Origin of the sequence: Flexivirga endophytica, from assembly GCF_014640635.1 — a bacterium.
GTDB lineage: Bacteria > Actinomycetota > Actinomycetes > Actinomycetales > Dermatophilaceae > Flexivirga > Flexivirga endophytica.
In genome coordinates, this window is the sequence record NZ_BMHI01000002.1 from 661,225 (window position 1) to 683,679 (window position 22,455).

Annotated in this window: 24 protein-coding genes and 1 tRNA gene; 13 read left to right on the forward strand and 12 right to left on the reverse strand. The window is 67.8% G+C overall.

Going from position 1 to position 22,455, the window contains the following annotated elements; all coding sequences use genetic code 11:
• Window positions 1-118: 118 nt before the first annotated feature.
• Both IEX71_RS08105 and IEX71_RS08110 read left to right on the forward strand, forming a co-directional pair.
• The gene (locus IEX71_RS08105; protein ID WP_188836442.1) at window positions 119-844 is read left to right on the forward strand and encodes a hypothetical protein; all 726 of its coding nucleotides are present in this window, start codon (window positions 119-121) and stop codon (window positions 842-844) included.
• A gap of 264 nt (window positions 845-1,108) precedes the next feature.
• On the forward strand, window positions 1,109-1,822 hold the full coding sequence (locus tag IEX71_RS08110) for a hypothetical protein (protein WP_188836443.1): 714 nt from the start codon (window positions 1,109-1,111) through the stop codon (window positions 1,820-1,822).
• A 70-nt stretch (window positions 1,823-1,892) separates the two neighbouring features.
• On the opposite strand, the gene IEX71_RS08115 is transcribed toward IEX71_RS08110, so the two are convergent.
• Window positions 1,893-3,248 carry a serine hydrolase domain-containing protein gene (locus IEX71_RS08115; protein WP_188836444.1) on the reverse strand — a complete coding sequence of 452 codons (1,356 nt, stop codon included), beginning with the start codon at window positions 3,246-3,248 and terminating at the stop codon, window positions 1,893-1,895.
• Window positions 3,249-3,335: 87 nt separating this feature from the next.
• Between IEX71_RS08115 and tmk the strand changes: the two genes are divergently transcribed.
• Window positions 3,336-3,929, forward strand: coding sequence for a dTMP kinase (gene tmk, locus IEX71_RS08120; protein ID WP_308420964.1), 594 nt, complete (start codon window positions 3,336-3,338; stop codon window positions 3,927-3,929).
• Window positions 3,926-5,086 (forward strand): DNA polymerase III subunit delta', encoded by a 1,161-nt coding sequence (locus tag IEX71_RS08125; RefSeq protein ID WP_188836445.1) that lies wholly within the window; start codon window positions 3,926-3,928, stop codon window positions 5,084-5,086. The genes tmk and IEX71_RS08125 overlap by 4 nt, the downstream gene beginning before the upstream one ends.
• A 4-nt stretch (window positions 5,087-5,090) precedes the next feature.
• Here the strand turns inward: IEX71_RS08125 and IEX71_RS08130 are convergent, their stop codons facing one another.
• Together IEX71_RS08130 and IEX71_RS08135 are read right to left on the reverse strand one after the other, a co-directional pair.
• On the reverse strand, window positions 5,091-5,597 hold the full coding sequence (locus IEX71_RS08130; protein ID WP_188836446.1) for a GNAT family N-acetyltransferase: 507 nt from the start codon (window positions 5,595-5,597) through the stop codon (window positions 5,091-5,093).
• 61 nt (window positions 5,598-5,658) lie between these two features.
• Window positions 5,659-6,507, reverse strand: coding sequence for a hypothetical protein (locus IEX71_RS08135; protein ID WP_188836447.1), 849 nt, complete (start codon window positions 6,505-6,507; stop codon window positions 5,659-5,661).
• Between the two features lie 169 nt (window positions 6,508-6,676).
• On the opposite strand from IEX71_RS08135, the gene IEX71_RS08140 reads away from it, so the two are divergent.
• The 3 genes from IEX71_RS08140 (at window position 6,677) to IEX71_RS08150 (ending at window position 9,369) form a co-directional block, all read left to right on the forward strand.
• The gene (locus tag IEX71_RS08140) at window positions 6,677-8,251 is read left to right on the forward strand and encodes an alpha/beta hydrolase (protein WP_229749569.1); all 1,575 of its coding nucleotides are present in this window, start codon (window positions 6,677-6,679) and stop codon (window positions 8,249-8,251) included.
• A 1-nt stretch (window position 8,252) separates the two neighbouring features.
• Window positions 8,253-9,152, forward strand: a complete 900-nt coding sequence (locus IEX71_RS08145) for an alpha/beta hydrolase (RefSeq protein WP_188836449.1) — start codon at window positions 8,253-8,255, stop codon at window positions 9,150-9,152.
• A gap of 144 nt (window positions 9,153-9,296) precedes the next feature.
• A tRNA-Thr gene (locus IEX71_RS08150) sits at window positions 9,297-9,369 on the forward strand.
• A gap of 35 nt (window positions 9,370-9,404) precedes the next feature.
• Here IEX71_RS08150 and IEX71_RS08155 read toward each other — a convergent pair.
• A complete protein-coding gene (locus tag IEX71_RS08155) occupies window positions 9,405-10,025 on the reverse strand; it encodes a TetR/AcrR family transcriptional regulator (protein WP_188836450.1) in 621 nt (206 codons plus the stop codon).
• An 80-nt stretch (window positions 10,026-10,105) separates the two neighbouring features.
• Here IEX71_RS08155 and IEX71_RS08160 point away from each other — a divergent pair, with 80 nt between their 5' ends.
• Complete coding sequence (locus tag IEX71_RS08160; RefSeq protein ID WP_188836451.1) at window positions 10,106-11,059, forward strand: zinc-binding dehydrogenase; 954 nt, start codon at window positions 10,106-10,108, stop codon at window positions 11,057-11,059.
• Between the two features lie 23 nt (window positions 11,060-11,082).
• Here IEX71_RS08160 and IEX71_RS08165 read toward each other — a convergent pair whose 3' ends face one another.
• The 5 genes from IEX71_RS08165 to IEX71_RS08185 form a co-directional block, all read right to left on the reverse strand.
• Window positions 11,083-12,255 (reverse strand): N(5)-(carboxyethyl)ornithine synthase, encoded by a 1,173-nt coding sequence (locus IEX71_RS08165; RefSeq protein WP_188836452.1) that lies wholly within the window; start codon window positions 12,253-12,255, stop codon window positions 11,083-11,085.
• A 286-nt stretch (window positions 12,256-12,541) separates the two neighbouring features.
• Window positions 12,542-12,751 (reverse strand): 4-oxalocrotonate tautomerase family protein, encoded by a 210-nt coding sequence (locus IEX71_RS08170; protein WP_188836453.1) that lies wholly within the window; start codon window positions 12,749-12,751, stop codon window positions 12,542-12,544.
• Window positions 12,752-13,157: 406 nt separating this feature from the next.
• Window positions 13,158-13,526 (reverse strand): amino acid-binding protein, encoded by a 369-nt coding sequence (locus tag IEX71_RS08175; RefSeq protein ID WP_188836454.1) that lies wholly within the window; start codon window positions 13,524-13,526, stop codon window positions 13,158-13,160.
• Window positions 13,527-13,973 carry an OsmC family protein gene (locus IEX71_RS08180; protein WP_188836455.1) on the reverse strand — a complete coding sequence of 149 codons (447 nt, stop codon included), beginning with the start codon at window positions 13,971-13,973 and terminating at the stop codon, window positions 13,527-13,529. It lies immediately after the preceding gene.
• A gap of 74 nt (window positions 13,974-14,047) precedes the next feature.
• On the reverse strand, window positions 14,048-14,443 hold the full coding sequence (locus IEX71_RS08185; protein ID WP_188836456.1) for a helix-turn-helix domain-containing protein: 396 nt from the start codon (window positions 14,441-14,443) through the stop codon (window positions 14,048-14,050).
• Window positions 14,444-14,556: 113 nt separating this feature from the next.
• Between IEX71_RS08185 and IEX71_RS08190 the strand changes: the two genes are divergently transcribed.
• The gene (locus tag IEX71_RS08190; protein ID WP_188836457.1) at window positions 14,557-14,973 is read left to right on the forward strand and encodes a VOC family protein; all 417 of its coding nucleotides are present in this window, start codon (window positions 14,557-14,559) and stop codon (window positions 14,971-14,973) included.
• Window positions 14,974-14,995: 22 nt separating this feature from the next.
• Here the strand turns inward: IEX71_RS08190 and IEX71_RS08195 are convergent, their stop codons facing one another.
• From IEX71_RS08195 to IEX71_RS08205, 3 genes are all read right to left on the reverse strand, one after another.
• A complete protein-coding gene (locus IEX71_RS08195; protein WP_188836458.1) occupies window positions 14,996-15,415 on the reverse strand; it encodes a HEAT repeat domain-containing protein in 420 nt (139 codons plus the stop codon).
• Between the two features lie 60 nt (window positions 15,416-15,475).
• Entirely contained in the window at window positions 15,476-15,883 is a 408-nt protein-coding gene (locus IEX71_RS08200) for a YkvA family protein (protein WP_188836459.1), read from the reverse strand.
• Window positions 15,884-15,977: 94 nt separating this feature from the next.
• A complete protein-coding gene (locus tag IEX71_RS08205) occupies window positions 15,978-17,207 on the reverse strand; it encodes an ROK family transcriptional regulator (RefSeq protein WP_188836460.1) in 1,230 nt (409 codons plus the stop codon).
• Between the two features lie 152 nt (window positions 17,208-17,359).
• Between IEX71_RS08205 and IEX71_RS08210 the strand changes: the two genes are divergently transcribed.
• The 4 genes from IEX71_RS08210 to IEX71_RS08225 all read left to right on the forward strand — a co-directional run bounded on the left by IEX71_RS08210 (window position 17,360) and on the right by IEX71_RS08225 (window position 22,436).
• Window positions 17,360-18,841, forward strand: a complete 1,482-nt coding sequence (locus IEX71_RS08210; RefSeq protein WP_188836461.1) for a sugar ABC transporter ATP-binding protein — start codon at window positions 17,360-17,362, stop codon at window positions 18,839-18,841.
• 64 nt (window positions 18,842-18,905) lie between these two features.
• Window positions 18,906-19,961: an ABC transporter permease gene (locus IEX71_RS08215; protein ID WP_188836462.1), complete on the forward strand. Its 1,056-nt coding sequence runs from the start codon at window positions 18,906-18,908 to the stop codon at window positions 19,959-19,961.
• A gap of 155 nt (window positions 19,962-20,116) precedes the next feature.
• Window positions 20,117-21,133, forward strand: a complete 1,017-nt coding sequence (locus tag IEX71_RS08220) for a substrate-binding domain-containing protein (protein WP_188836609.1) — start codon at window positions 20,117-20,119, stop codon at window positions 21,131-21,133.
• Between the two features lie 79 nt (window positions 21,134-21,212).
• Entirely contained in the window at window positions 21,213-22,436 is a 1,224-nt protein-coding gene (locus IEX71_RS08225; RefSeq protein WP_188836463.1) for a Gfo/Idh/MocA family protein, read from the forward strand.
• The last annotated feature ends 19 nt before the right edge of the window (window positions 22,437-22,455 follow it).

The following is a 22,455-nucleotide window of genomic DNA, read 5'->3' on the forward strand; positions in this document are numbered from 1 at the left end:
CGCCATACGGGCGGCCGGATCGAGATTTCCTCCAGAACTTGTACGATGCCCCGGAACCTACAGGGGATCACCACCGTCACAGGTTCGAATTTCAGCAAGGACACAACGGAGGAAAGTCATGTCCAGCAACATGTTTCGCCGCACCATGGTTGGTGCCGTTGCCATCGCGGGTGCATTGGGACTCGCGGCGTGCAACAACGACACCGCGAGTGTGAGCACGCCATCCGGTTCGACTCCGGCCGCCACGTCGGACGCTCCGACGAGCGAGGCTCCGCCGACCAGCTCGGAGGCGCCGACGGCCGAGGAGTCGACGACGACCAGCAGCACCACGTCCGAGACGTCCTCGCCGAGCGAGACCTCGTCGTCGTCGGCGGCGGCAGCGGGTGGCTCGAAGGACACGTCGAAGGTGACGCCCGACGGCACCAAGCTCAAGTTCGGCCAGGCCGCGGTCATCGACGACGACTCGGACGGCAAGTACAAGCTGAAGGTCAAGTCGATAGAGGCAGCGCCGAAGGCGGCATACGCGGCGGCCAACCTCAACGAGACCAACGGCAAGATGTACTACGTCAAGTTCGACGTGACCAACCTCGGCGGCGCGAAGTACGGCTTCCGGGCCACCGCTCCCAACCAGTTCTTCCTCAAGCCGGTCTTCGACTCCTCGGAGAAGGGCCGCGCCGGCGGGAACCCCTACGACAACCTGCCGGGTGGTTGCGACAAGGCGTCCTATGACGAGATCGCGGTCGGCAAGAGCGCCTCTGCGTGCTACTACTACCAGGTGACGGGCCCGACCCCCACCAAGGTCATGTGGGACACCTACGAGACGGAGATCGTCTGGTCCAAGTGACCCACTGAGGCTTCCTGTGCGTTGGCGTTGCGACATGCAACGCCAACGTATTTCAGGCCTCCTGTGCTTAGTCAGAATGAACTTCAGCGGCCGGTATGACGCCGACCGCGCGTGCACGCTGAAGGCGGCCATCCCCCTGCGGGGTGGCCGTCTTTCGTGTGACATGCAGGAAACTCTCAGAAAAGCTGTTTCCGATCGGAACCCTCCGTTGTCGCGTGCCGTCACAAGCCTGATCGACAAACGCGAACAACGAAGGGAAAGTTCATGTCCACCACCATCTTCCGTCGCACCGTGGTCGGTGCGGTCGCCATCGCGGGTGCCCTGAGTCTGGCGGCGTGCAACAACGACAGCGCAGCCGTCGACACACCGACCGGCGCAGCCACCTCGACCGCCCAGAGCACCCAGGCGGAGCCGCCTCCCAGCGAAGAGTCCGCCGAGGGGGAGTCCAGCACCACGTCACCCGAGTCGGAGTCGAGCGAGACGTCGTCCGAGTCGTCGACGGAGTCGTCGGAATCGTCGACCGGGACGAGCGGATCCGCCGACGGCCCGACCTCGGTCACCGACGCGAACGCCACCTTGAAGATCGGTCAGCCCGCGGTGATCGAGGACTCGGACGACACTTACCGCCTGACGCCGAAATCCCTTGAAGTGGCACCAGATTCGGTCTACAGCGAGACCACCCTCAAGAAGGCGAACGGGACGGTCTACTACCTGAAGTTCGATGTGACCGCCATCAAGGCGAACTCGACCTACTTCGGTACGAACTCGGTCAACGGGTTGTTCTTCCACCCGAAGATCGATGCCTCGGTCAAGGGTGCCAAGCGGGTCTACGGCCACACCGCGGCCTGTGACAGCGACAGCACGAAACTGGCGGCGGGCGAGTCGGGCAACAGCTGCTACATGTTCCAGGTGCCCGGCGCGACGGTGGATTCCGTCGTCTTCAACGACTACAAGCACAACATCACCTGGAACAAGTGACCTGACCAGGTCAGCGAAGTGCCCCGGCAGAGCAAGTCCGCCGGGGCACTTTTGCGGTGTCGCGCCGGCGTCAGGGGGTCGGCTGACCGAAGCCCAGCGGCGCGCGCGTGAATCGGTAGGTGGCCCAGTTGAATTGGCGCACCGAGCCATCGTCACGGCGATGTATGACGAGTCGCTCGCCACGCTCCCGACCGCTCACCGTGCGGTAGACGTCGTCGCTCTCGGGCTCGAAGACCGAGACCGGTGCGGAGGCCGGGGCGGCGGCGAGCCGGGCGGTCAGCTTGCCATCCTTGATGGCAAGGGTGAACTCGGCTCCCTCTGAGAACCATTGTCCGACAAGCGGCTTGAGTTCATCCGGTTCGGCCGTGCCAGGGGTCCAGGGCTCGGGCAGCTCCGGGTCGTTGGTGACGACATACTCACCGAATTTGATCGCGGTGCCCGCCGGGTCCTTGGAGACCGAGTTGTTCATCAGGACCGCGCCCGTCGTGCCGGACTCCGGCTCGGAGAAGAAGCCGGTGATGCCGCCCGGCATCCCACCGGTGTGCCCGAACCAGATGCGCCCGTCGCGCCGCTCCAGCTCCAGGCCGAGCCCCCATGCGGTGTTCCACTGCGGGTCGGCGGCGATCTGTGGCTGGCGCATCTCCTCGACGGTGTCGGGGGAGAGGATCTCCTCGTCCGGGTCCAGCAGGAATCCGTGCCACCGGACCATGTCGGACAGCGTGCTGGCCAGTGCACCGGCAGAGGCCGTGGTGTTCTTGGCCAGCACCGGCTCCTCGACCGGGACGTCGGTGAACGGCGGCACGTAGTAGAGCCCGACGTATGGCGCCACACGGGTCAAGGTGGTGCGGCGCAGCTCCAGGGGATCAAGCAGACGACGCTGCAGTGACTCCTCCCAGCTACCGCCGTCGTGGCGTGCCACGACCTCTCCGAGGAGGGCGTAACACAGGTTGGAGTAGTGCCAGCGGTTGTGCGGGCGCAGCACCCGCTCCGCTTCGTTCCATCCTGAGATGAGTCCGTCGCGGTCGGGGAACTCCAGGGTGTCCCACACGTCGCCGACCGGCTCGCGCTGCATGCCACTGACGTGGGCGAGCATCTCGCGGATCGTCACCTGGGCATGCGTCGTGCCCGGGACCAGTTGGTCGACGGTGTCGTCGAGGGACAGCTTTCCCTCATCCCGCAGCTGCATGATGAGCACCGCGGTGAAGGTCTTGGTGTTGGAAGCGACCAGGAACTGCGTGTCGGCTCCGAGGGGAATGCTCGGGTCGGTCAGGTCGGCCCGACCGACGGCCTCGGACCAGACCAGCTGTCCGCGGCGGGCGACTCCCGCGACCAGAGCGGGCGTGCGGCTGGCCCGCTGCGCCTCGATCGCTTTGCCGGTCAGGACACGGGCTGTCGATTCGCGCAGGGGTGAAGGGTTTTCCGTCATACCACCAACCTAAGGGGGTGCGACCTGCGTCACGTCGGGACCCGGCTGGCGCCGTGCTGTGGGCGTCGCAGACTAGGCTCCGGGATTGTGTTCATAGCGTTCGAGGGCGGCGACGGCGCGGGCAAGACGACCCAGATCGAGTTGTTGCGCGCGCAACTCGTCGACGGCGGCCAGGACGTGGTCGTCACCCACGAGCCCGGCGGCACCGACCTCGGGGTCGGCATCCGGCAGCTGTTGCTGCACGGTGACGAGGTGGCTCCCCGGGCGGAGGCGCTGCTGTTCGCCGCAGACCGCGCGCACCACGTCGCGACCGTGGTCCGGCCCGCGTTGGAGCGTGGCGCCGTGGTCCTGCAGGACCGCTACATCGACTCGTCGGTTGCCTATCAGGGCGCCGGCCGCGAGCTGGATCCCATTGAGATCAAGCGGCTTTCGCTCTGGGCCACCCAGGATCTGCTGCCCGACCTGACGGTGCTGCTCGACGTCACCCCGGCGGACGGCCGCAGTCGCCGGGGCGACGTGCACGACCGGCTGGAGTCCGAGGAGGACGACTTCCACGCACGCGTCCGTGAGCACTACCTGCAACTCGCCGCTGCCGATTCGGGGCGTTACCTCGTCGTCGACGCCGGGCTGCCGCGCGAGGAGATCGCCGCGATCGTGGCCGAGCGGGTGATCCGGTCGTGACCTCGTCGGGTGTGTGGAAGGACGTGATCGGGCAGGAGCAGCCGGTCGCCACCCTGCAGGCGGCCGTCGCGGACCCGGCTCGGATGACCCACGCGTGGCTGTTGACCGGGCCACCCGGGTCCGGCCGGTCCACTGCCGCTCGGGCGTTCGCGGCCGCGCTGGAGTGTCCACGCGGCGGGTGCGGGGAGTGCCACGAGTGCCGGACCGTGCTCGACCGCAGTCACGCCGACGTCACGGTCATGGCGACCGAGGGGCTGTCGATCCAGGTCAAGGACGCTCGCGAGCTCGCCGGACTCGCGCAGCGACGCCCGAGCATCGGGCGCTACCGGGTGATCATCATCGAGGACGCCGACCGGCTGACCGAGCGCGCGGCGGACGCGTTGCTGAAGTCGCTCGAGGAGCCGGTCGAGCGCACCGTCTGGTTGCTGTGCGCGCCCTCGCTCGAGGACGTCATCATCACCATCCGCTCCCGATCACGGCATGTCCGGCTGCGCACGCCTCCGGTGGAAGCCGTCGCGAAGCTGCTCAGTGAGCGGGACGGCATCGATCCGCAGGTCGCGACGTATGCCGCCCGCGCCGCGCAGTCCCACGTCGGCCTCGCCCGCCGCCTGGCCACCGACGAGTCGGCCCGGGAACGCCGTCGCAAGACACTCCTGCTCGCCGGCCGGATAAACAACCTCGGGGACGCGATGACCGCCGCCGGCGACCTGGCCGCGATCGCAGGCGAGGAGTCGTCGGCGTCGTCCGCCGAACGCGACGCCGCTGAGAAGGAACGTCTGATGGCGCAACTCGGCGCCGACCCAAGCGCCCGCACGCAACCGCCGCACGTGCGCTCGCAGATCTCCGCGCTGGAGAAGGAACAGAAGACGCGCGCGACCCGCTTCGGTCGCGACGTGATCGACCGGTCGCTGGTCGACCTGCTGTCGATCTACCGTGACGCCCTCGTGCTGCAGGCCGGCAACACCGTGCCGCTGATCAACGCCGACCTCGCCGACGAGGTGCAACGACTGGCCGACGGCAGGACCAGCGAGCAGCTGCTGGTGGCGATGGACATGATCGCGACTGCGCGCGAGCGCATCGAGGCCAACGTGCCGCCGTTGCTGGCGCTCGAGGCGATGACGATCGGCTTGCGGGCGCCGGCGAGCATCCCCGGCTGAGCGCTCACAGGTCGCGGCCGTAGCTCAGGAACGTCTTCGACGATCCGGTCGGCGGATCGGTCGGCCCGACCAGCGCGAAGCCGCAGTGCTGCAGGACCCGCCGCGATGCGGGATTCGTCGTGGCGACCTTCGCGTGCACGCGAGGCACACCACGGCCGGCCGCCAGGTCGAGCGCACTGGTGACGCCCCAGGTCGCGATGCCTCGCCCCTGCGCCGCCTCGGCGACCCGGTAGCCGAGCTCGGTCGGCTCCGGCTGGTCGATGTCGATCAGATTGACCCGCGCGACGATTTCGCCGGCGGCGTCGACGACCACGCAGAGCAGCGAGCGGCCGGAGGCGTTCTCCGCCACGCGCTCGGCGAGGTGCAGATGGAATCGGCTGAAGAAGTCATCGCCCCGGTCACCGATCCGCGCCGCGAAGAACGCGCGGTTCGCACGCTCGAACGCTTCCAACGGCGCGGCGTGCCGCATGGCAAGCAGTTCGAGGCGCAGTTGCTCGGTCCCTTCTGTCATCCGACGAGCGTCCACGAGCCGGTCGGTCTCGGCAACCGATTTCCGGGCCTCGGTCGGCGGGTCACTGTGGAGTGAGCTTGTAGTGCAGCCGCACGGCGGTCATCCGTCCCAGCTGCAGGACGTGGTCGGTGCGCAGCACCTGTTCGTCGTCGACGTACAGCCGGAACGTCTCGTGGATGGGTGCTCGGGATGCGTGCGTGCCGCGCTCACGCACCACGACATACGCACCGTCCTGGCCGAATTTCCCTGGGGCAGAAACGAGTTCGAGCCCACCGCCGGGCAGTGCCCGTGGGCGGAGGAAGACCTGCACGTTGCCCGACTCCAGCGGAAAGGCAACGTGCACGCTCGGCCGGTCGCTGCCGGGCAGCGACCGCACGGAGTAGCAACCGCTGTAAACGTAGTCACCCGACTCGCGCAGGGTGCGCAACCAGGCAGCCGCGTGCTGCTCTCCGTCGCCGTCGAGGATGCGGACCACCGTGCTGTCCATGCCGTGTGCAACGTCCAGCGGTCGCGTGGGTATGGCGAGTTGCTGCACCCGAGTGCCGAACGCCCGGCTGATGAACTCGCCGCCGGGCTGCAGCAGCGGATTCCACTGGGCCCAGACCTCCATCCGCCAGCCGCTGGTCTGCTCGTAGAAGCGGCGGATCATCGGGTCGATCGACCTCGCCGAGAACCCCGGGCCGTCCAGCGCTGCCAGGTCCGCCAGCAAGCCGCCCTCGCCATCGCTCTCCGTCCGGCCGCCGAGCGCGGCGGCGGCATCCGCCACCCAGCCGTCGGCCACCCGTGACCCGGAGTGCATCGGCGCGGCGAGCCACGCGTGCTCGCCGTCGAGATCGACCGGGCGACCCAGCGTGCGCCACATGACGCGGCTGCCGCGGTCCAGCAGAGCAGTCCTTGCAGCGAGAGGCATGGCCACGTGGTGATCGGCTCAGAGGTGACGAGCAAGTCCACGCCACCGGTCAGTTCGTATGACGTAACGTGCAGCGCATGGAAGTTCATTCTGAACGAGCACAGCGAGCTTGGGCAGCGTTTGCAAGGCGGCGCCTTGCTGACGCGCTTGCCAACACAGAATGAGCCACATGGTGCGTCGACGGTCCCTGGCGGGTTTGGTGGGCGTCACGGTCCTCGGGCTGGCCGTGGCAGGGTGCAGCAGTGGATCCGGTGGCGGTGCGCCGTCGGCCGCCGCATCGTCGCAGGGCTCTGCGCAGTCCGGTGCGGCTGCCGGGAAGGCGTCCGCCGCGGACGCGGCACCCGCCGATCTGTCGAAGTTCTACGACCAGCAGCTGAAGTGGACCGACTGCGGTGACGCGAAGTGCGCCGACCTCACCGTCCCCGTCGACTACGCCAAACCCGGCGGGCCGACCATCAAGCTGGCGATCGACAAGGTGCCGGCCACGGGCGACAAGAAGGGCTCGCTGGTGGTCAATCCCGGTGGTCCCGGAGGTTCCGGCGTCGACTACGCCGCGGCCGCCGCCTCCGGGTACGTCGTCAGCAAGGACGTCCGATCGTCATACGACGTGGTGGGTTTCGACCCTCGCGGCGTGCAGCGCTCCGCGCCGATCACCTGCTACGGCGACGCGCAGATGGACAGATATCTCGCCGCAGACCCGACGCCGGACGACGCCGCCGAGCAGCAGCAGGCGGCCAAGGACAGTCGTGCGTTCGGCGATGCCTGCGTCGCCAAGACCGGCAACCTCATCAAGCACGTCTCGACCGTCGAGGTTGCCAAGGACATGGACGTGCTGCGTGCCGCTCTCGGTGACGACAAGCTCAACTACCTCGGCAAGTCCTACGGGACGTTCATCGGCTCGACCTACGCGGATCTCTTCCCCAAACACGTCGGCCGGTTCGTGCTGGACGGCGTCGTGCCGCCGGACATCACCGGCACCCAGATGGGACTCGGCCAGGCCAAGGGCTTCGAGCAGGCGACCCGGTCCTACGTACGCGACTGTGTTGCGAGCGGCTCGTGTCCGCTCGGCGCCAACGTCGACGACGGTATGGCGCGCATCCGCTCGTTCCTGAAGCAGGTCGACGCCAAGCCGTTGAAGGTGACCGGTGAGGGTGATGTCCACAAGCTCACCGAGGGCTGGGCGACCATGGGCATCGCCCAGGCGATGTACGACAAGGGTTCCTGGCCGACGCTCACCGACGCGTTCCGGTCCGCACTCAACGGCAACGGCAACAAGCTGATGGCGCTCGCCGATCAGTATGCCGAGCGCAGCAGCGACGGCAGCTACAGCGGCAACATCATGCAGGTGATCAACGCGGTGAATTGCCTTGATCGGGGCGGCTCTTCGGACCTGGAGACCTACCGTGACGACGCCAAGACCTTCGCCAAGGCGGCGCCCACTTGGGGCCCGATGCTGGCATGGGGCGGCCTCGCGTGCGGCGAGTGGCCGGTCAAGGCGACCGGCAAACCGGAGCGGGTCACAGCCAAGGGTTCCGGCCCGATCCTGGTGGTCGGCACGACGCGTGACCCGGCGACGCCATACGAGTGGGCGCAGCGGTTGGCCAAGGAGCTGGACAACGGGCACCTGCTGACCTACGACGGCGACGGGCACACGGCATACAAGATGGGTTCGTCGTGCGTGGACGGCGTCGTCGACGACTACCTGGTGAAGGGCACGGTGCCAGCAGCCGGAAAGGCCTGCTGACATGGACTATTCGAGCGTCGACGTCGCGGTCCACGGAGGCTCGCTGCGGGTCGGGCGCTGGCAGGGTGACGGCCCGGTCGAGCGGGTCATCCTGGCGGTGCACGGCATCACGTCGTCGCACCGGGCGTGGGTGTTGATCGGTGACGCGGTCGCGCCGGGGACGATGATCCTGGCCCCGGACCTGCGCGGCCGTGGTCGTTCCGCAGGCCTGCCCGGGCCATCGGGCATGTCGCAGCACGCCACCGACTGTCTGGCGGTGCTGCAGGAGTTGGCCGACGGGCGGTGCGACGTGGCGGTCGGTCACTCGATGGGTGGTTTCGTCGTCACGACGCTGGCCGGTGAGCACCCGGACGCGGTCGGGAGTCTGCTGCTGGTGGACGGGGGTGTGCCGTTCGAGCTGCCGAAGGACGGTGACCTGCCGGCGCTGATGCAGGCGGTGCTCGGACCGTCGGTCGAGCGGCTGTCGCTCGAGTTCGCCGATCGCGAGGACTACCAGGCTTTCTGGAAGCAGCATCCCGCGTTCGTCGGGCAATGGAATTCCGCCGCGTCGGACTACGTCGACTACGACCTGGCGCGGGAGGGTCCGCCATACCGGAGTTCGGTGGCGGCTGCTCTGATCAGCCAGGACTACCCGCAGATGTTCGTCGGCGGCCCGACCGACCTGGCGTGGCGGGCGGTGACCGCTCCGGCGGTCTTCCTGCGTGCACCGCGTGGCCTGCTCGGCCAGGAGGACGGCCTCTACGCGCCGAACCAACTCGACGAATGGGAGACCGGGCGACCGAATTTCACCTGGCGCGAGGTCAGTGGCGTCAACCACTTCACGATCACCCTCGGCGAGCGCGGTGCCCGCGTGGTGACCGACGCCATCGCCGAACTGCTGGCTGACGAGGACGCCGACTAGGTCAAGCCCGGCGATTTCGGCCGTGCCGATCGCGCTGTATGGAGCGCGATCGGCACGACGCAACTCGGCACGGGCCGCCGATTCGGTGTCCGGGCACTCCCCTGCGTATACTCGTCGCGGCCTTCGGCGCACGCTGAAGGCCATGCCGCCTTAGCTCAGTCGGTAGAGCGATTCACTCGTAATGAATAGGTCAACGGTTCGATTCCGTTAGGCGGCTCCGGCCAATGCCCTCGACTCCGGTCGGGGGCATTTTCATTGCCCTGCGGGGTCCGGGACCGGATGGCGGGACGGCGGCGTCTCCGGCGATGGTGCGGCGAGGGCGTCGAGCGCCAGTGTCGCGTAGCGCTCGGCCGCGCGAGCACGTCGGGCCTCCGGGTAGGTGGCGATGGTGCGCCCGGCGGCCAACAGCATGATCAGGTCGTCGATGGTGAAGTCGCCGCGCAAGCGACCGGTGCCCTGGGCGCGCTTCGCGACCGTGCCGATCATTCCCAACAGCTCCCGGCGATGCGCCGTGATGAGGTCACCCATCGACCCGGTCACTGTGAGCGCATCGACCAGGCCTCTGCTCTGCGAGTTGATCGCGATCAGCCGCCGGACGATCAATCTGAATCCCTCCCAGGCGTTTTCGACCTCGCTGCCTTCCTCGACGATCCCGCGGCACCGGTGCAGCTCGCCCGCGAAGACCTCGTCGACGAGGGCCTCCTTCGTCGGGAACCGCCGGTAGAGCGTCGCCGGGCCAACACCGGCACGTCGGGCGACCTGCCGCATGCCGACGTCGAGACCGTCCCGCGAGAACAGCTCCTGCGCCGCCTCGACGATCCGGTCCCGGTTGTCCTGCGCGTCGGCGCGTAACGGAGACAGTTGTGCGCACATTGCTCTCACTCCGATCAAGTGGACGCATGCGTCCGTTAACTTCGCACGGTATCGCACCAAACGACGAGGAGTTGAGACGAATGCAGGCAGTGGTCATCCGCAAGTTCGGAGACGCCGACGGGATGGTCGTGGAGGAGGCGCCGGCCCCCGTCCCGGGTGCCGAGCAGGTCGAGATCGCGGTGGCGGCGATCGGGGTCGGCGGTGTGGACGCCGTGATCCGGCGAGGGACCATCGGTGGCTTCGCACCGGGTCTCATCCCCGGCAGCGAGGTGGCGGGCGAAGTCGTCTCGGTCGGTCCTGGTGTCGATCCGACCTGGATCGGACGCCGGGTCTGGGCATTCGTCGGTGTCAGTGGCGGGTATGCCGAGCGAGTTGTCGCACACGTCGATGACCTGACCGCAGTGCCGGACGGCCTGTCTCCGGTCGACGCTGTCGCCCTGGGCAGCGCGGCGACTGTCGCGCACTTCGCGCTCGCACATGCGCACTTCACCGCCGGCGATCGGGTGCTCGTCCGGGGAGCCGCCGGCAGCCTCGGCATCGCGACGGTCGAACTCGCCGTCCACGGCGGGGCGAGCGTCGTTGCGGTGACGACGTCATCGGCCGAGCGCGGGCGTCGGCTGCGGGAACTCGGAGCGACTCACGTGCTGGATCGCGCGGGCGCGGGGGAGTCCGCGGCCGACGAGTACGACGTCATCGTCGACATCGTCGGCGGTGCCGATTTGCCGCTCTTCCTCGACAAGCTGGCACCCAACGGCCGGCTGGTCCTGGTCGGGGCGGTCGCCGGCTACCCGCCCGCGGACTTCGGCATGCGCCTCGTGGAGACGTTCCAGGCGTCGCGCACCTTCTCGACATTCAGCCTGAACACCGTGCCGACGGTCGATCGCAATGATGCTCGTGCGGCGTTGTTGGCAGCTGGGGCGCGCGGTGACCTCACACCGGTGGTGCAGCAGGTCATGCCACTCGCCGAAGCCGCGGATGCGCACCGCGCGATGGATGCCGGCACCGTCTTCGGACGAGTCGTCCTGGTCGTTTGAGGCTCGTGGTACGAGCAGGGGGATCAGCTGACCGCCAGCGGCGGCCGAACAGCGTATGGCGCTGCCGACGAACGGTCCTGGAACTGCACGATCGCCGGGTTGACGATCCGGCCGTCACGGATCTCTATCGCGCGACTGATGGTCTCGTCGGCGTCCCATGACGCAGGTCCGGCCATCACGGTCTCCAGGAAGGGCAGCAGCGCCTCGCTGTTCTCCCACGTCGCCGACTGCCACAGGTAGGACGGGCTGTGATCGACCGCGTAGTAGGCCACGTGGTCGCCCACGGTGAACATCGGCTCGTCGAATCCGGTGGGCCGTGCCCAGCTGAACCCCATCCCTTCGTCGCAGGAGACGTCGACGATCAGCGTGCCGCGCGTCAGTTGTGGCAGGTCCTCCTCCGTGAGGTAGGTGAGCGGGTGGTTCGGGTCCTGCAGCGTGCAGTTGACGATGATGTCGTGGTCGGCGAGGAACGGCGCCAGCGGCTTGCGCCCTCGGTCGGTGATGACGTGGCTGAGGTAGGGAGCCTTCGGGTCGTGGTCGAACTGCATGATCTTCACCGAGTGGATCGGTGAACCCACTGCTGCCACACCACGATTGGTGAGGACGTGGACGTCGTGGACGCCGTGTGCACTGAGCGCGGTGACCGCGCCCCGGGCTGTGGCGCCGAAGCCGATGACCGCTGCGGTGAGTCTGCGGCCGTAGACGCCGGTCGAGCCGGTCAACGCCAGCGCGTGCAGCACTGAGCTGTAGCCCGCCAGTTCGTTGTTGCCGTGGAAGACGTGCACGCCCATGTAGCCGTCGACCGTCCAGTGGTTCATGGCCTCGAAGGCGATCAGCGTCAACTTCTTGTCGATCGCCAGCTGCGTCATCTCGACGTCCTGGACACAGTGCGGCCAGCCCCACAGGACGGCGCCGTCCCTCATGGCAGCGACATCGGCGTGCTGGGGTTTGGGCAGCAGCAGCACGTCCGAGGTCGCGATCACCTCTGCGTGCGAGGCGAAGCCGGCGACCTGCTGCGAGAGTTCTGCATCGCTGAAGCCGAACCGTTCGCCGTAGCCGTGCTCGAGGGTCATCCGGGCACGGATCGCCGGGTCTATCCGATCCAGGTGCGCAGGATGGAGCGGCAGGCGATGCTCGTTCTCCTTGGCGGACGTGCCGACGACGCCCAGCGTGGACGCCGCGGCAACGGTCGTCACATGTCCTTCAAGAGTTTGTTGTCGGTGGTGTTCTTGGCGCGCTTCTCGGCGCGCTTCTCCTTGATGGTCTTGGAGGACTTCTTGGACATGTTCTGTCTCGGCGACTTGTCGCTCATGGTCACTCCCATAGTCGGAAGCCTTGATGGCTCCGTAGTTCCACCGTACGCCGTGCCTGCCCCGACCTCTGCCACGCGCTGCTCTCGTCAGTGGCAATTGCTGCCGCCGGACGACCAAGCGCAATCACGGGTAGGTCCGCGCTTGATCATCCGGGCCGGGGGCGCGGGTGCTATGCGTCGCCGTTGAGGAGGTCGGCGGTCAGCACGTTGCCGGCGACACCCCAGCCGCCGTCGGGGACCTCTTCGACGAGGACGACGGTGGTCGGGCGCGCCCTCTCCCCGTAGATCTCGGCGTACAGGTCGGTGGTGCGGGCGATGATCTTCTTCTTGTCCTCGTCGCTGATGGTGTCGGCGGGTACCTTGAAATTGGCGAACGGCACGGTGAATGCTCCTTTGGTGGGTTCTGCTATGTGTGGTCATCCGGATCAGGCACTGGCCGGGGCCGGAAGGTGGTTCGGCCATACCGATGCGGTGGTAGAACTCATCGCGTACCCGGTCGGCGGCCGAGGCAACGACCTTGTCGTTCCCTCCTGCAGCAACCCGGTGCGCACGGACGGCGGCCACCAGCTCGGTGACCGCCACCGACGTCTCCGCCATTTGTAGCCGGAGGGACTCGCTGAGCAATGTTTACGGAAACAGGCTGCGCGATCGGCGGCGGCACGGGCAGAGACCGGTTATCGGGGGACCAGGGGTCCCTGGTTCGGAGTGTCTGCGTGAACCACACCGGAGATGGTTACCGAGTCCTGGCGAAGGCGACACGGCCCTGCGACGAGGGCATTTTCGTCGTCATACCGGCTTCCCGAGCACGTCGTATGCCGCGTCGACGTCGTCGACGAGCAACACCTTGCGGTTGTCGTGGTCGCTGTACTGCCCGTGCAGCACCACGCCGGCGTCGACCAGCTCGCCCATCATCCCTGCCAGAGCGCCCGGCACATCGGCACCGAGCTCGACGACCGCGACCGGAGTGACGGCTACTTCGTGGAATCCGTTGTCACGCAACGCTTTTACGGCAACCTCGCCATCGGACACCAGGTAGTGCGCGGCGCCGGACCACATGCCACCACCTTCCAGGCCGACACCTGCGGCACCCAGCGTGTTTCCGATGCGCAAAAGTGAGGTCGCGCCGTCCGGCGCCGGGATCTCGACGTCGAACACTCAGACCACCTCGATGGTCGGCTCGAGCCGGATGTCGGTGGTGAGTGAGTTGGCGATGTAGCACTGGTCGTGAGCCTTGTGCAGCAGCTCGTGGACCACGTCGGGCTCGGTGCCTCGTACCCGGATGTGCGGGTTGAGGACGATCCGCGAGATCCGGACGGGGTGCTGCTCGTCGGGCATGGCGCCTTCGGCGTCGTCCTCGTAGCTGATCACGTCGACCTTCGCCTGTGCCGCGACCGCCAGAAAGCTGAGCAGCTGGCACGAGCTCGCGGCGGCCACGAGCAGGGCTTCGGGATTCAGTTGCGTCGGATCCCCGCGAAAAGCCTTGTCCGCGCTTAGTTTCAACGTGCTGTTGTTCGCGGTGACCTGATGGCTTCGGGTGTAGGAGCGGTAGTCGCTGGTGGACCCGGTCCAGGTCAGGGCGGCGTCATACAGGTGGGTCGTCATACCGGCACCGTATGACGCGAAGGCTTCGGCGCTCGCCGAATCGTCATCGGTGCGAGGGGATACCGAGCTGCCGTTCAGCCCGACGGGCGCGTCCACCGCATCGTGAACGAGCCGGGAACGAAACCGTCCGGGCGCTCCGCACCCGCGCGGTAGGCGCGGGGTGACTCGCCGACGATCTCGGTGAAGGTCCGGGTGAACGTGCCGAGGCTGCTGAAACCGACTTCCATGCACACGGACGTGACGCTCTGGTCGGTCCAGCGCAAGAGGTACATGGCGCGCTCCACCCGTCGCCGCTGGAGATACCGGTGCGGCGTCTCACCGAATGCCACCTTGAACTCCCGGATGAAGTGCGCCCGGCCCATCAACGCGATGCGGGCGATCCGCGGCACGTCGAGCTCTTCCCGGTAGTGGACGTCGATGGCGTCCCGGGCCCGCAGCAGGCGACGGTTCCGGTCCTCCTGGGGCTCCACCGCGACATCGTATGGCGCGAAGCCCGCACTTTCGGAGAAGTATCGCGGCCGGACTGCGCCATACAGTCGAAATCGATCGAACGGCACCACCAACCAGATCAAGGAGCAGGGCCATGCTGAAGCGGAACAACATCTCGTCGATCTTCGTCCTCGACCAGGACGAGGCGAAGACGTTCTACACCGACGTCCTCGGCCTCGAGGTCGACCAGGATCTCGACTTCGGACCGATGCGCTGGCTGACCGTCCGCGTCCCGGGCGACCCGAAGGTGATCATGCTGGAGAAGCCCGGCCCTCCGGGCATGGACGAAGCCACTGCCACGCAGGTGCGGGAGTTGGTTGCCAAGGGCGCCGGCGGTGGCTGGCTGGCGTTCGACACCGACGACGTGGACGGCGCCTTCGCCCGCTTGAAGGATGCCGGCGTCGACTTCACCCAGGAGATCGTCGAGCAGCCCTACGGGCGGGACTTCGCGATCCGTGACCCGTTCGGCAACAACATCCGGATCGGGGACGTGCACAGCGACCTGCCCTGACGGGCGTCGGAAAGCGCTGGCGTCAGCCGAGTTTCGCCCGGGCACGCTCGGCGGCCGCGCGCACCCGAGTGCTGTCGTCGGCGGCAAGCTGCTCCAGCGCAGCAGGGGCAGCGGTCGAGGACGTCATACGGGCGGCGATCACCTTGGCGGCCATCTCGCGGACCCGCCAGTGGTCGTCCGAGGACGCGGCCAGCACCGCGGGCTCGGCCGCCGGATCCCAGACGTGGAGCAGCGCGCGCAGTGCCCAGGTCCGCGGCCAGTAGCCGTCCGGTCCGCCCTCGTGGCCGCTGACGACGTATGCCGCGCCGTCGCCGCCGATCACTTCCATCAGTGCGGGGTCCATCTCGCCGCCCAACAGGCCGACGCAGCGCATCACGAACTCGTGCTGACCATCGCGTGCGACGGCAGCGGTGATCCGCGCTCGCGGCGTCGTTCCACCCATGACGATCGAGTGTGGCACCGGGTGCCGACAAGTGACGCGTCCGGGGCAGTTGGAGGCCGGCTACTCCGCCGGCGCCTCGCCGCGCGCGACGTGGGTGGCCCAGCGCAGCACCGCGACGTCGTCGACGTGCCCCTCCGGCAGGTCGTCGGGTATGACGTCGTTCTTGTCGACCAAGTAGTGCAGCGCGGCGATCACCAGGCGGCAGCGGGCGTCCGCGATAGCGCTGGTGCCGTCGCCGGCATTCAACTCGGCGATGTGCGCATCGACCACCGCACAGGCGATGTCGATGTCGATACCACCGCGAGTGTCCGGCAACTGGCCGATGCCGAACTCGTGAGCGGCGACGCGGTCCAGCAGGCTGGTCAGGGCCGTGGGGTCGTTCGCCGTGCGGGCTGCCTCATGACGGCACCGCTGGAAGGGCGCGGACGCCAGCAGCTTGTCCAGCGCGGGTTGGGTCTCTGAGCTCACGACGTCAGGACTGTAGCGGCTTTCGGTGTATGTCGGCCGGTTCGCGCGACGAGTGGCCGATCACAGTCGTCGGGCCGGCGCCGACGTGACGGACTCAGGAGGCGGAGGCCGACGAGGCGGACCGGCGCGCGACGGCGAGGTCGACGCGGTCGGCGGTGAGCGCGTGCTGGATCACCATGGTCGCGGCGCCGATGACGCCGGCCTGCTCGCCGGTCGCAGCGGGCACGATCTGCAGCGCCCCCGTCGCGAGGGGCAGCGATCGGCCGTAGACCACTTCGCGCACGCCGGCGATGAGGTTGCCCTCGGCCAGACCGAGCGAGCCGCCGATGACGATGACCGACGGGTTGAGCAGGCTGACGCAGGTCGCCAGCACCTCGCCGATGGTGCGGCCGGCCCGCCGGATGGCGTCCGCGGCGGGGCCGTTGCCGCCGCGGGCGAGCTCGACGATGTCGGTGCTGGTGGCGGCATCGAGGCCGATCTCCTTGAGCTGCTTGGAGATCGCGCTACCGCTGGCGACCGCCTCGAGGCATCCGCGGTTGCCGCAGGTGCACAGAACATCAGCTGCATGTGGGGTCGCAACGTGCCCGAGGTCGCCGGCCGCGCCGACGGCACCGCGATGGAGCACACCACCGTTGATGATGCCGGCGCCGATCCCGGTCGCCACCTTGACGAAGAGCAGGTGCTCGACGCCTGGATGCGCGGTCGCGTGCTCGCCGAGCGCCATGATGTTGACGTCGTTGTCGACCAGGACCGGGACGTCGAAGTGGCGGCGGATGTGCGCGGGCACGTCGTAGCGGTCCCACCCCGGCATGATCGGCGGGCGCATCGGTCGTCCGGTGGAATGCTCGACCGGACCGGGCAGGCCGATCCCGATCCCGATGAGTTGGGAAGCGTCCCTGCCGGCATCGTCGAGCAGTCGCTGCGTCCTCGAGGTCAACCAGTCGAGCACGAGGTCCGGTCCCGCGCTGATGTCCACATCCTCGGCGACCTCGCCGATCGGCTTGCCGCCCAGATCGGTCAGTGCGACCCGGCCGTGGGTCGCGCCCAGGTCCGCACCCACCACGACACGTGCTTGTGGATTGAAAGCGAACTGCACGGGTGGCCGCCCGCCCGTGCTCGCCGCCTCCCCGCTCGGCGCGAGCAATCCGGTCGCGAGCAGCGCATCGACGCGGGCACCCACCGTCGACCGCGCCAGGCCGGTCAACTTGGCGAGTTCCGCGCGGGTGCGGGGCGTCTCGTCGCGCAGCAGTTGCAACAACTCGCCGGCCCCGGTGACTGCGAGGGTCGGCGAGGACGACTCCGGCGACGACTCTGACGAACTCACGCCTGAGTGAAACACACCGGACTTCGGTATGTCACTTATGCGACTTATTCCGAGTGAAATAGAACTTTTGCTTGACGAGCTGACAGAAGTGGGCAACGGTGTGACTCATGTCACCTCGACGGTCTGCAGGAGCCGGTCACCCTCTGTTGCGGATGACCGATGTGGTCAAGCGATTCCCGGGTGTCGTCGCGCTGGGCGGAGTGGACCTGACGGTCGAGCAGGGAGAGGTGCACTGCCTGCTCGGGCAGAACGGTGCCGGCAAGAGCACCCTCATCAAGGTGCTCGCCGGTGTGCACCGGGCGGACGAAGGCACGGTCGAGTGGCGCGGCGAAGCGGTCGGCCTGCCCGACCCGCAGGCGGCCATGGACCTCGGCATCGCCACGATGTACCAGGAACTCGATCTCGTCGATGGCCTCACCGTGGCCGAGAACATCTTCCTGGGGCATGAGCCCAGCCGTGCCGGCTTCTCCCAGCGGGCAACCGCGCGACGGGCGGCCGCCGGCCTGCTCGCCGAGCTCGGGCATCCGGAGATCACGCCGACGACCGAGGTCGGTGCGTTGTCGGCCGCGGCGCAGCAGATCGTGAGTATGGCGCGAGCACTGTCCCGAGACGCCCGGCTGATCATCATGGACGAGCCGTCCGCGGTGCTGGACGCCGGCGAGGTCGAGCAGTTCTTCGCAGTCATCCGTGAGATCACCGCACGGGACGTGGCGGTCATTTACATCTCCCACCGGCTCGAGGAGATCCGGGAGATCGGTGATCGGGTGACCGTCCTCAAGGACGGCAAGACCGTCAGCACCGCGATGGACGCCAAGACGACGTCGACCCAGGACCTCATCCGGCTGATGACCGGACGCTCCATCGAATACGTCTTCCCGCGCCGCTCGCCGGTAGCGGGCGCCGAGCCGATGCTCCGGATCGAAAATCTTTCTCAGAAAGGTGAATTCGCCGACATCAGCTTCCAGGTCCGGCCGGGCGAGGTTGTCGGCCTCGCCGGCCTCGTGGGATCGGGCCGGACCGAGATCGTCGAGGCGATCTTCGGTGCCACCCGCGCGACGAGCGGCACGGTGACTGTCGACGGCCGCACCGTCCGGCCGGGCTCCGTCCCGGCAGCGGTCGCGGCCGGCATCGGCCTCTGCCCGGAGGAACGCAAGAGCCAGGCACTGGTCCTGCAGGCGTCGCTGGCGGCCAACATCTCGCTGGCCAGCCTGGCCAAGTTCTCCCGGGCCGGGCTGTTGGACCGGCACGGTGAGACACGTGCCGCCGAGGCGCTGCTGGACTCCCTCGACGTGCGACCGCGCGGGGCGCATCGCGAGTCGCGCACCCTGTCGGGCGGCAACCAGCAGAAGGTCGTCCTCGCGCGATGGCTGCTACGTGGCTGCAAGGTGCTGCTGCTCGACGAACCGACGCGCGGCGTCGATGTCGGCGCTCGCTCGGAGATCTACGGCCTGATTCGGGAACTCACCGACCAGGGCGTCGCCGTCGTCGTGGTGTCCAGCGAGATCCCCGAGGTGCTGGGCCTTTCCGACCGTGTCCTGGTCATCGCCGATCGCACCATCCGTCACGAGGGTCCGGCCGACGAACTCGACGAGCACGCGGTGCTCGACATCATCTTGAAGGGAGATGCCGCATGAGTGAGCGCAGCGAGCGAACGAGGACTCAGACGTATGGCGCGGCCCGACACAGGAGGGCGACGCCATGAGTTTCGATCTGACGAAGGCCGAGACGCCGAAGGCGGACGACGCCGAGACCGAGACGGCACCGGAGGAATCGGCCGCGCGCCGCGGCGGCCTTGTCGACTTCCTCAGTGGGCCGGCGGGGCGGAACCTCGGACTCGTCCTCGCGCTGGTGCTGCTCATCATCGTCGGAATCCTCACTGGCGGAGAGCGATTCGCCAGCACGGACAATGCGCTGACGATCCTGCGGCTCGGCTCGGTGATCGGCGTCGTGAGTGTCGGTATGACGTTCGTCATCGCCGGTGAGGGCATCGACCTGTCCGTCGGGGCCATCGTCGCGCTCTGTTCGGTCTGGGCCACGACCATCGCGACGCAGACCATGGCCGCGGACTACCACTGGTCGGTCATGGTGTTCGTGGCGCTCGCAGTGGGAGCCGGCTGCGGTCTGGTCAACGGTGTGCTGATCGCCTACGGGCGAATAGCCCCGTTCATCGCGACGCTCGCCATGCTGGCGGCGGCTCGCGGACTCGCCGAGATCATCGCCAAGCGTCGCACCCAGATCATCCGGGAGCGAGGCTTCGTCGACTTCTTCGGTGGCAGCGTCGCGGGGGTCCCGGTGCTGGTGATCATGTTCGCAGCGGTCGCCGCGGCCGGCTGGGTCCTGCTCAACCGCACGACATTCGGCCGCCGGACACTCGCCATCGGGGGCAACCCGGAAGCCGCACGGCTGGCCGGCATACGGGTGCAGCGACACACGATGTACCTCTACATCCTGCTCGGTCTGGCATGCGGCATCGCCGCCGTCATGCTCATGGCGCGTACGACGACCGGCACCTCCACACACGGCACGCTCTACGAGCTCGATGCGATCGCGGCGGTCGTCATCGGCGGCACGCTGCTCTCGGGTGGCCGGGCGACGCTCGTCGGCACGGTGCTCGGCGTGCTGATCTTCACCACGCTGACCAACGTCTTCACGCTCAACAACCTCGACACTTCGACGCAGGCGGTGGCCAAGGGAGCCATCATCGTCGCCGCGGTCCTGCTCCAACAACGGGTCGCTCGCACCGGATCGACCTGATCGCGCCGCGTCGCACACAGCGGCCGCTCGCGTCTACGCACTCTCCGTCTCGTCACCAACCCGGAAGTACCCCGTCACCACCCGTCACCACCGCGCAACTAGGAGTCACCGTGTCTTCATCAATTCCTCGCACTGCCAAGCGGATTGCGATCGTCATGGTCGCTGTCGGCACAGTCCTCGGCGCCTCGGGATGCACCGGGAACGACCCGGAGAACAACTCGCCCGCGGGTTCGAAGTCCGCTCCGAAGAAGGCGGGAAGCAACAACGACGCAGCAGGCAAGAAGGTCACCATCGGCTTCTCCGGTCCGGCCGCCGACCACGGCTGGCTCGGCGCCATCAACAAGGCGGCCAAGGACGCGGCGAAGAAGTATCCGGACGTCGAGCTCAAGGTGGCCGAGGGCACCAACGACGCTTCCCTCCAGATCAGCCAGATCGAGACCTTCATCAACGACAAGGTGGACGCGATCGTGCTGCTGCCGACCGATGGCGCAGCGCTGACCGAGGTCGCCACCAAGGCGATGAACGCCGGCATACCGGTGATCAACGTCGACCGGGAGTTCTCCAACCCGTTCGCGGCCCGCACCACCATCCTGGGCGACAACTACGGGATGGGCGTGTCGGCAGGGACCTACGCGTGCCAGCTGGTGAAGCAGAAGAAGTTGTCCAACCCGGTGATCGCGGAGATCGCCGGCATCGACTCACTGCCGCTGACGCAGGACCGCAGCAAGGGATTCAAGGATGCGCTGAAGAAGTGCGGCCAGCGGGTGGACAACCGGGTATCGGCCGAATTCACGGTCGAGTCGGGGGAGAAGCAGGCGTCCAACCTGGTCCAGGCAGCACCGAAGATCGACATCCTGTGGAATCACGACGACGACCAGGGCGTCGGCGTCATGGCCGCGCTCGACCAGGCGAACCGGCACGAGATGGCCTTCATCGGCGGCGCCGGATCCGCGAATGCGATGCGGCTGATCAAGGAAGGGAAGATGGAGGCGACCGTCCTCTATCCGCCGACCCAGGCGGCCGACGGCATCAAGGTCGCGCGGCTCATCGCGCAGGGCAAGGGCATCAGTGACCTGGCCCAGGTCGAGGTTCCCCGGCGCATCGTGCTGAACGCACCAGTCGTGACCAAGAAGAACGTCGACCAGTACCTGCCGCTCGCATTCGAGTCATGACGGCGCGGGCGCCTGCGTGATGATCGCGGGCGCCCGCCCTGAATCACCAGCGGCTTCAATCACGTTCGGGAGGACGTCAATGAGCACACCCAGCACGCCCACATTCGGCATCGGCATGGTCGGCTACGCCTTCATGGGACGCGCGCACTCACAGGCCTGGCGCAACGCACGTAGCTTCTTCGACGCTCCGGCGACACCGCACCTCGCGGCGGTGGCCGGGCGCAACGAGGCGGCAGCCGCCGAGACCGCCCGTCGCTTCGGCTGGGAGAGTGTCGAGACGGACTGGCGACGATTGCTCGACCGGGACGACATCGACGTCATCGACATCTGCACGCCGGGTGACACGCACGCCGAGATCGCAACCGCGGCGTTGCAGGCGGGCAAGCATGTGCTCTGCGAGAAGCCGCTGGCCAACTCGGTGGCCGAGGCGGAGCTGATGGTGGAGGCCGCGAATACCGCACAGGCTCAGGGGATCCAGTCGATGGTGGGGTTCACCTATCGTCGGGTCCCGGCGATCGCCTACGCACGGAACCTCGTGGCGGAAGGCCGGCTCGGCCGCATCCTGCACGTGCGCGGGCACTACCTGCAGGACTGGCTCACCGATCCCACGTCGCCGCTGACCTGGCGCCTGCAGAAGGAGCGTGCGGGCTCAGGAGCACTGGGCGACATCGGCGCGCACATAGTCGATCTCGCACAGTTCGTCACGGGGGAGCAGTTGGTCGGTGTCGCCGCACGCACCGAGACCTTCGTACGTGAACGGCCGCTCGGCGGCACGCCATCGGTGACCTCCCTCGGTGGTACGGCGGCCGGCGACAGTGCCACGCAGCTCGGCCCTGTGACCGTCGACGACGCGGCGATCTTCGTCTCCCAACTGACCGGGGGCGCTCTCGCGGTCTTCGAAGCCACCCGCTTCGCGACCGGCCGGAAGAACGCGATCCGACTGGAGGTCAACGGAACTCGGGGATCGGTCGCGTTCGACTTCGAGGACATGAACGTCCTGCACGTATATGACGCAGATGCTCCGACGCGCGATGCCGGTTTCACCCGGGTCCTCGTGACCGAGGAGACCCATCCGTATGTCGCCGCGTGGTGGCCGCCGGGACACGTGCTCGGCTACGAGCACAGCTTCACCCATCAAGCGGTCGACTTCCTCACGGCACTCGCCGAGGGCACGGCACCACGCCCAGGTTTCGCCGACGGGCTCCAGGTGCAGCGGGTCCTGTCAGCCGTCGAGGACAGTGCCGGGCGCTCTGGATCGTGGTCCTCGATCGCCGACGTCTCGGCGCAGGCAGGCGTCCGCTGACCCCTCGGATCTCTCGTCA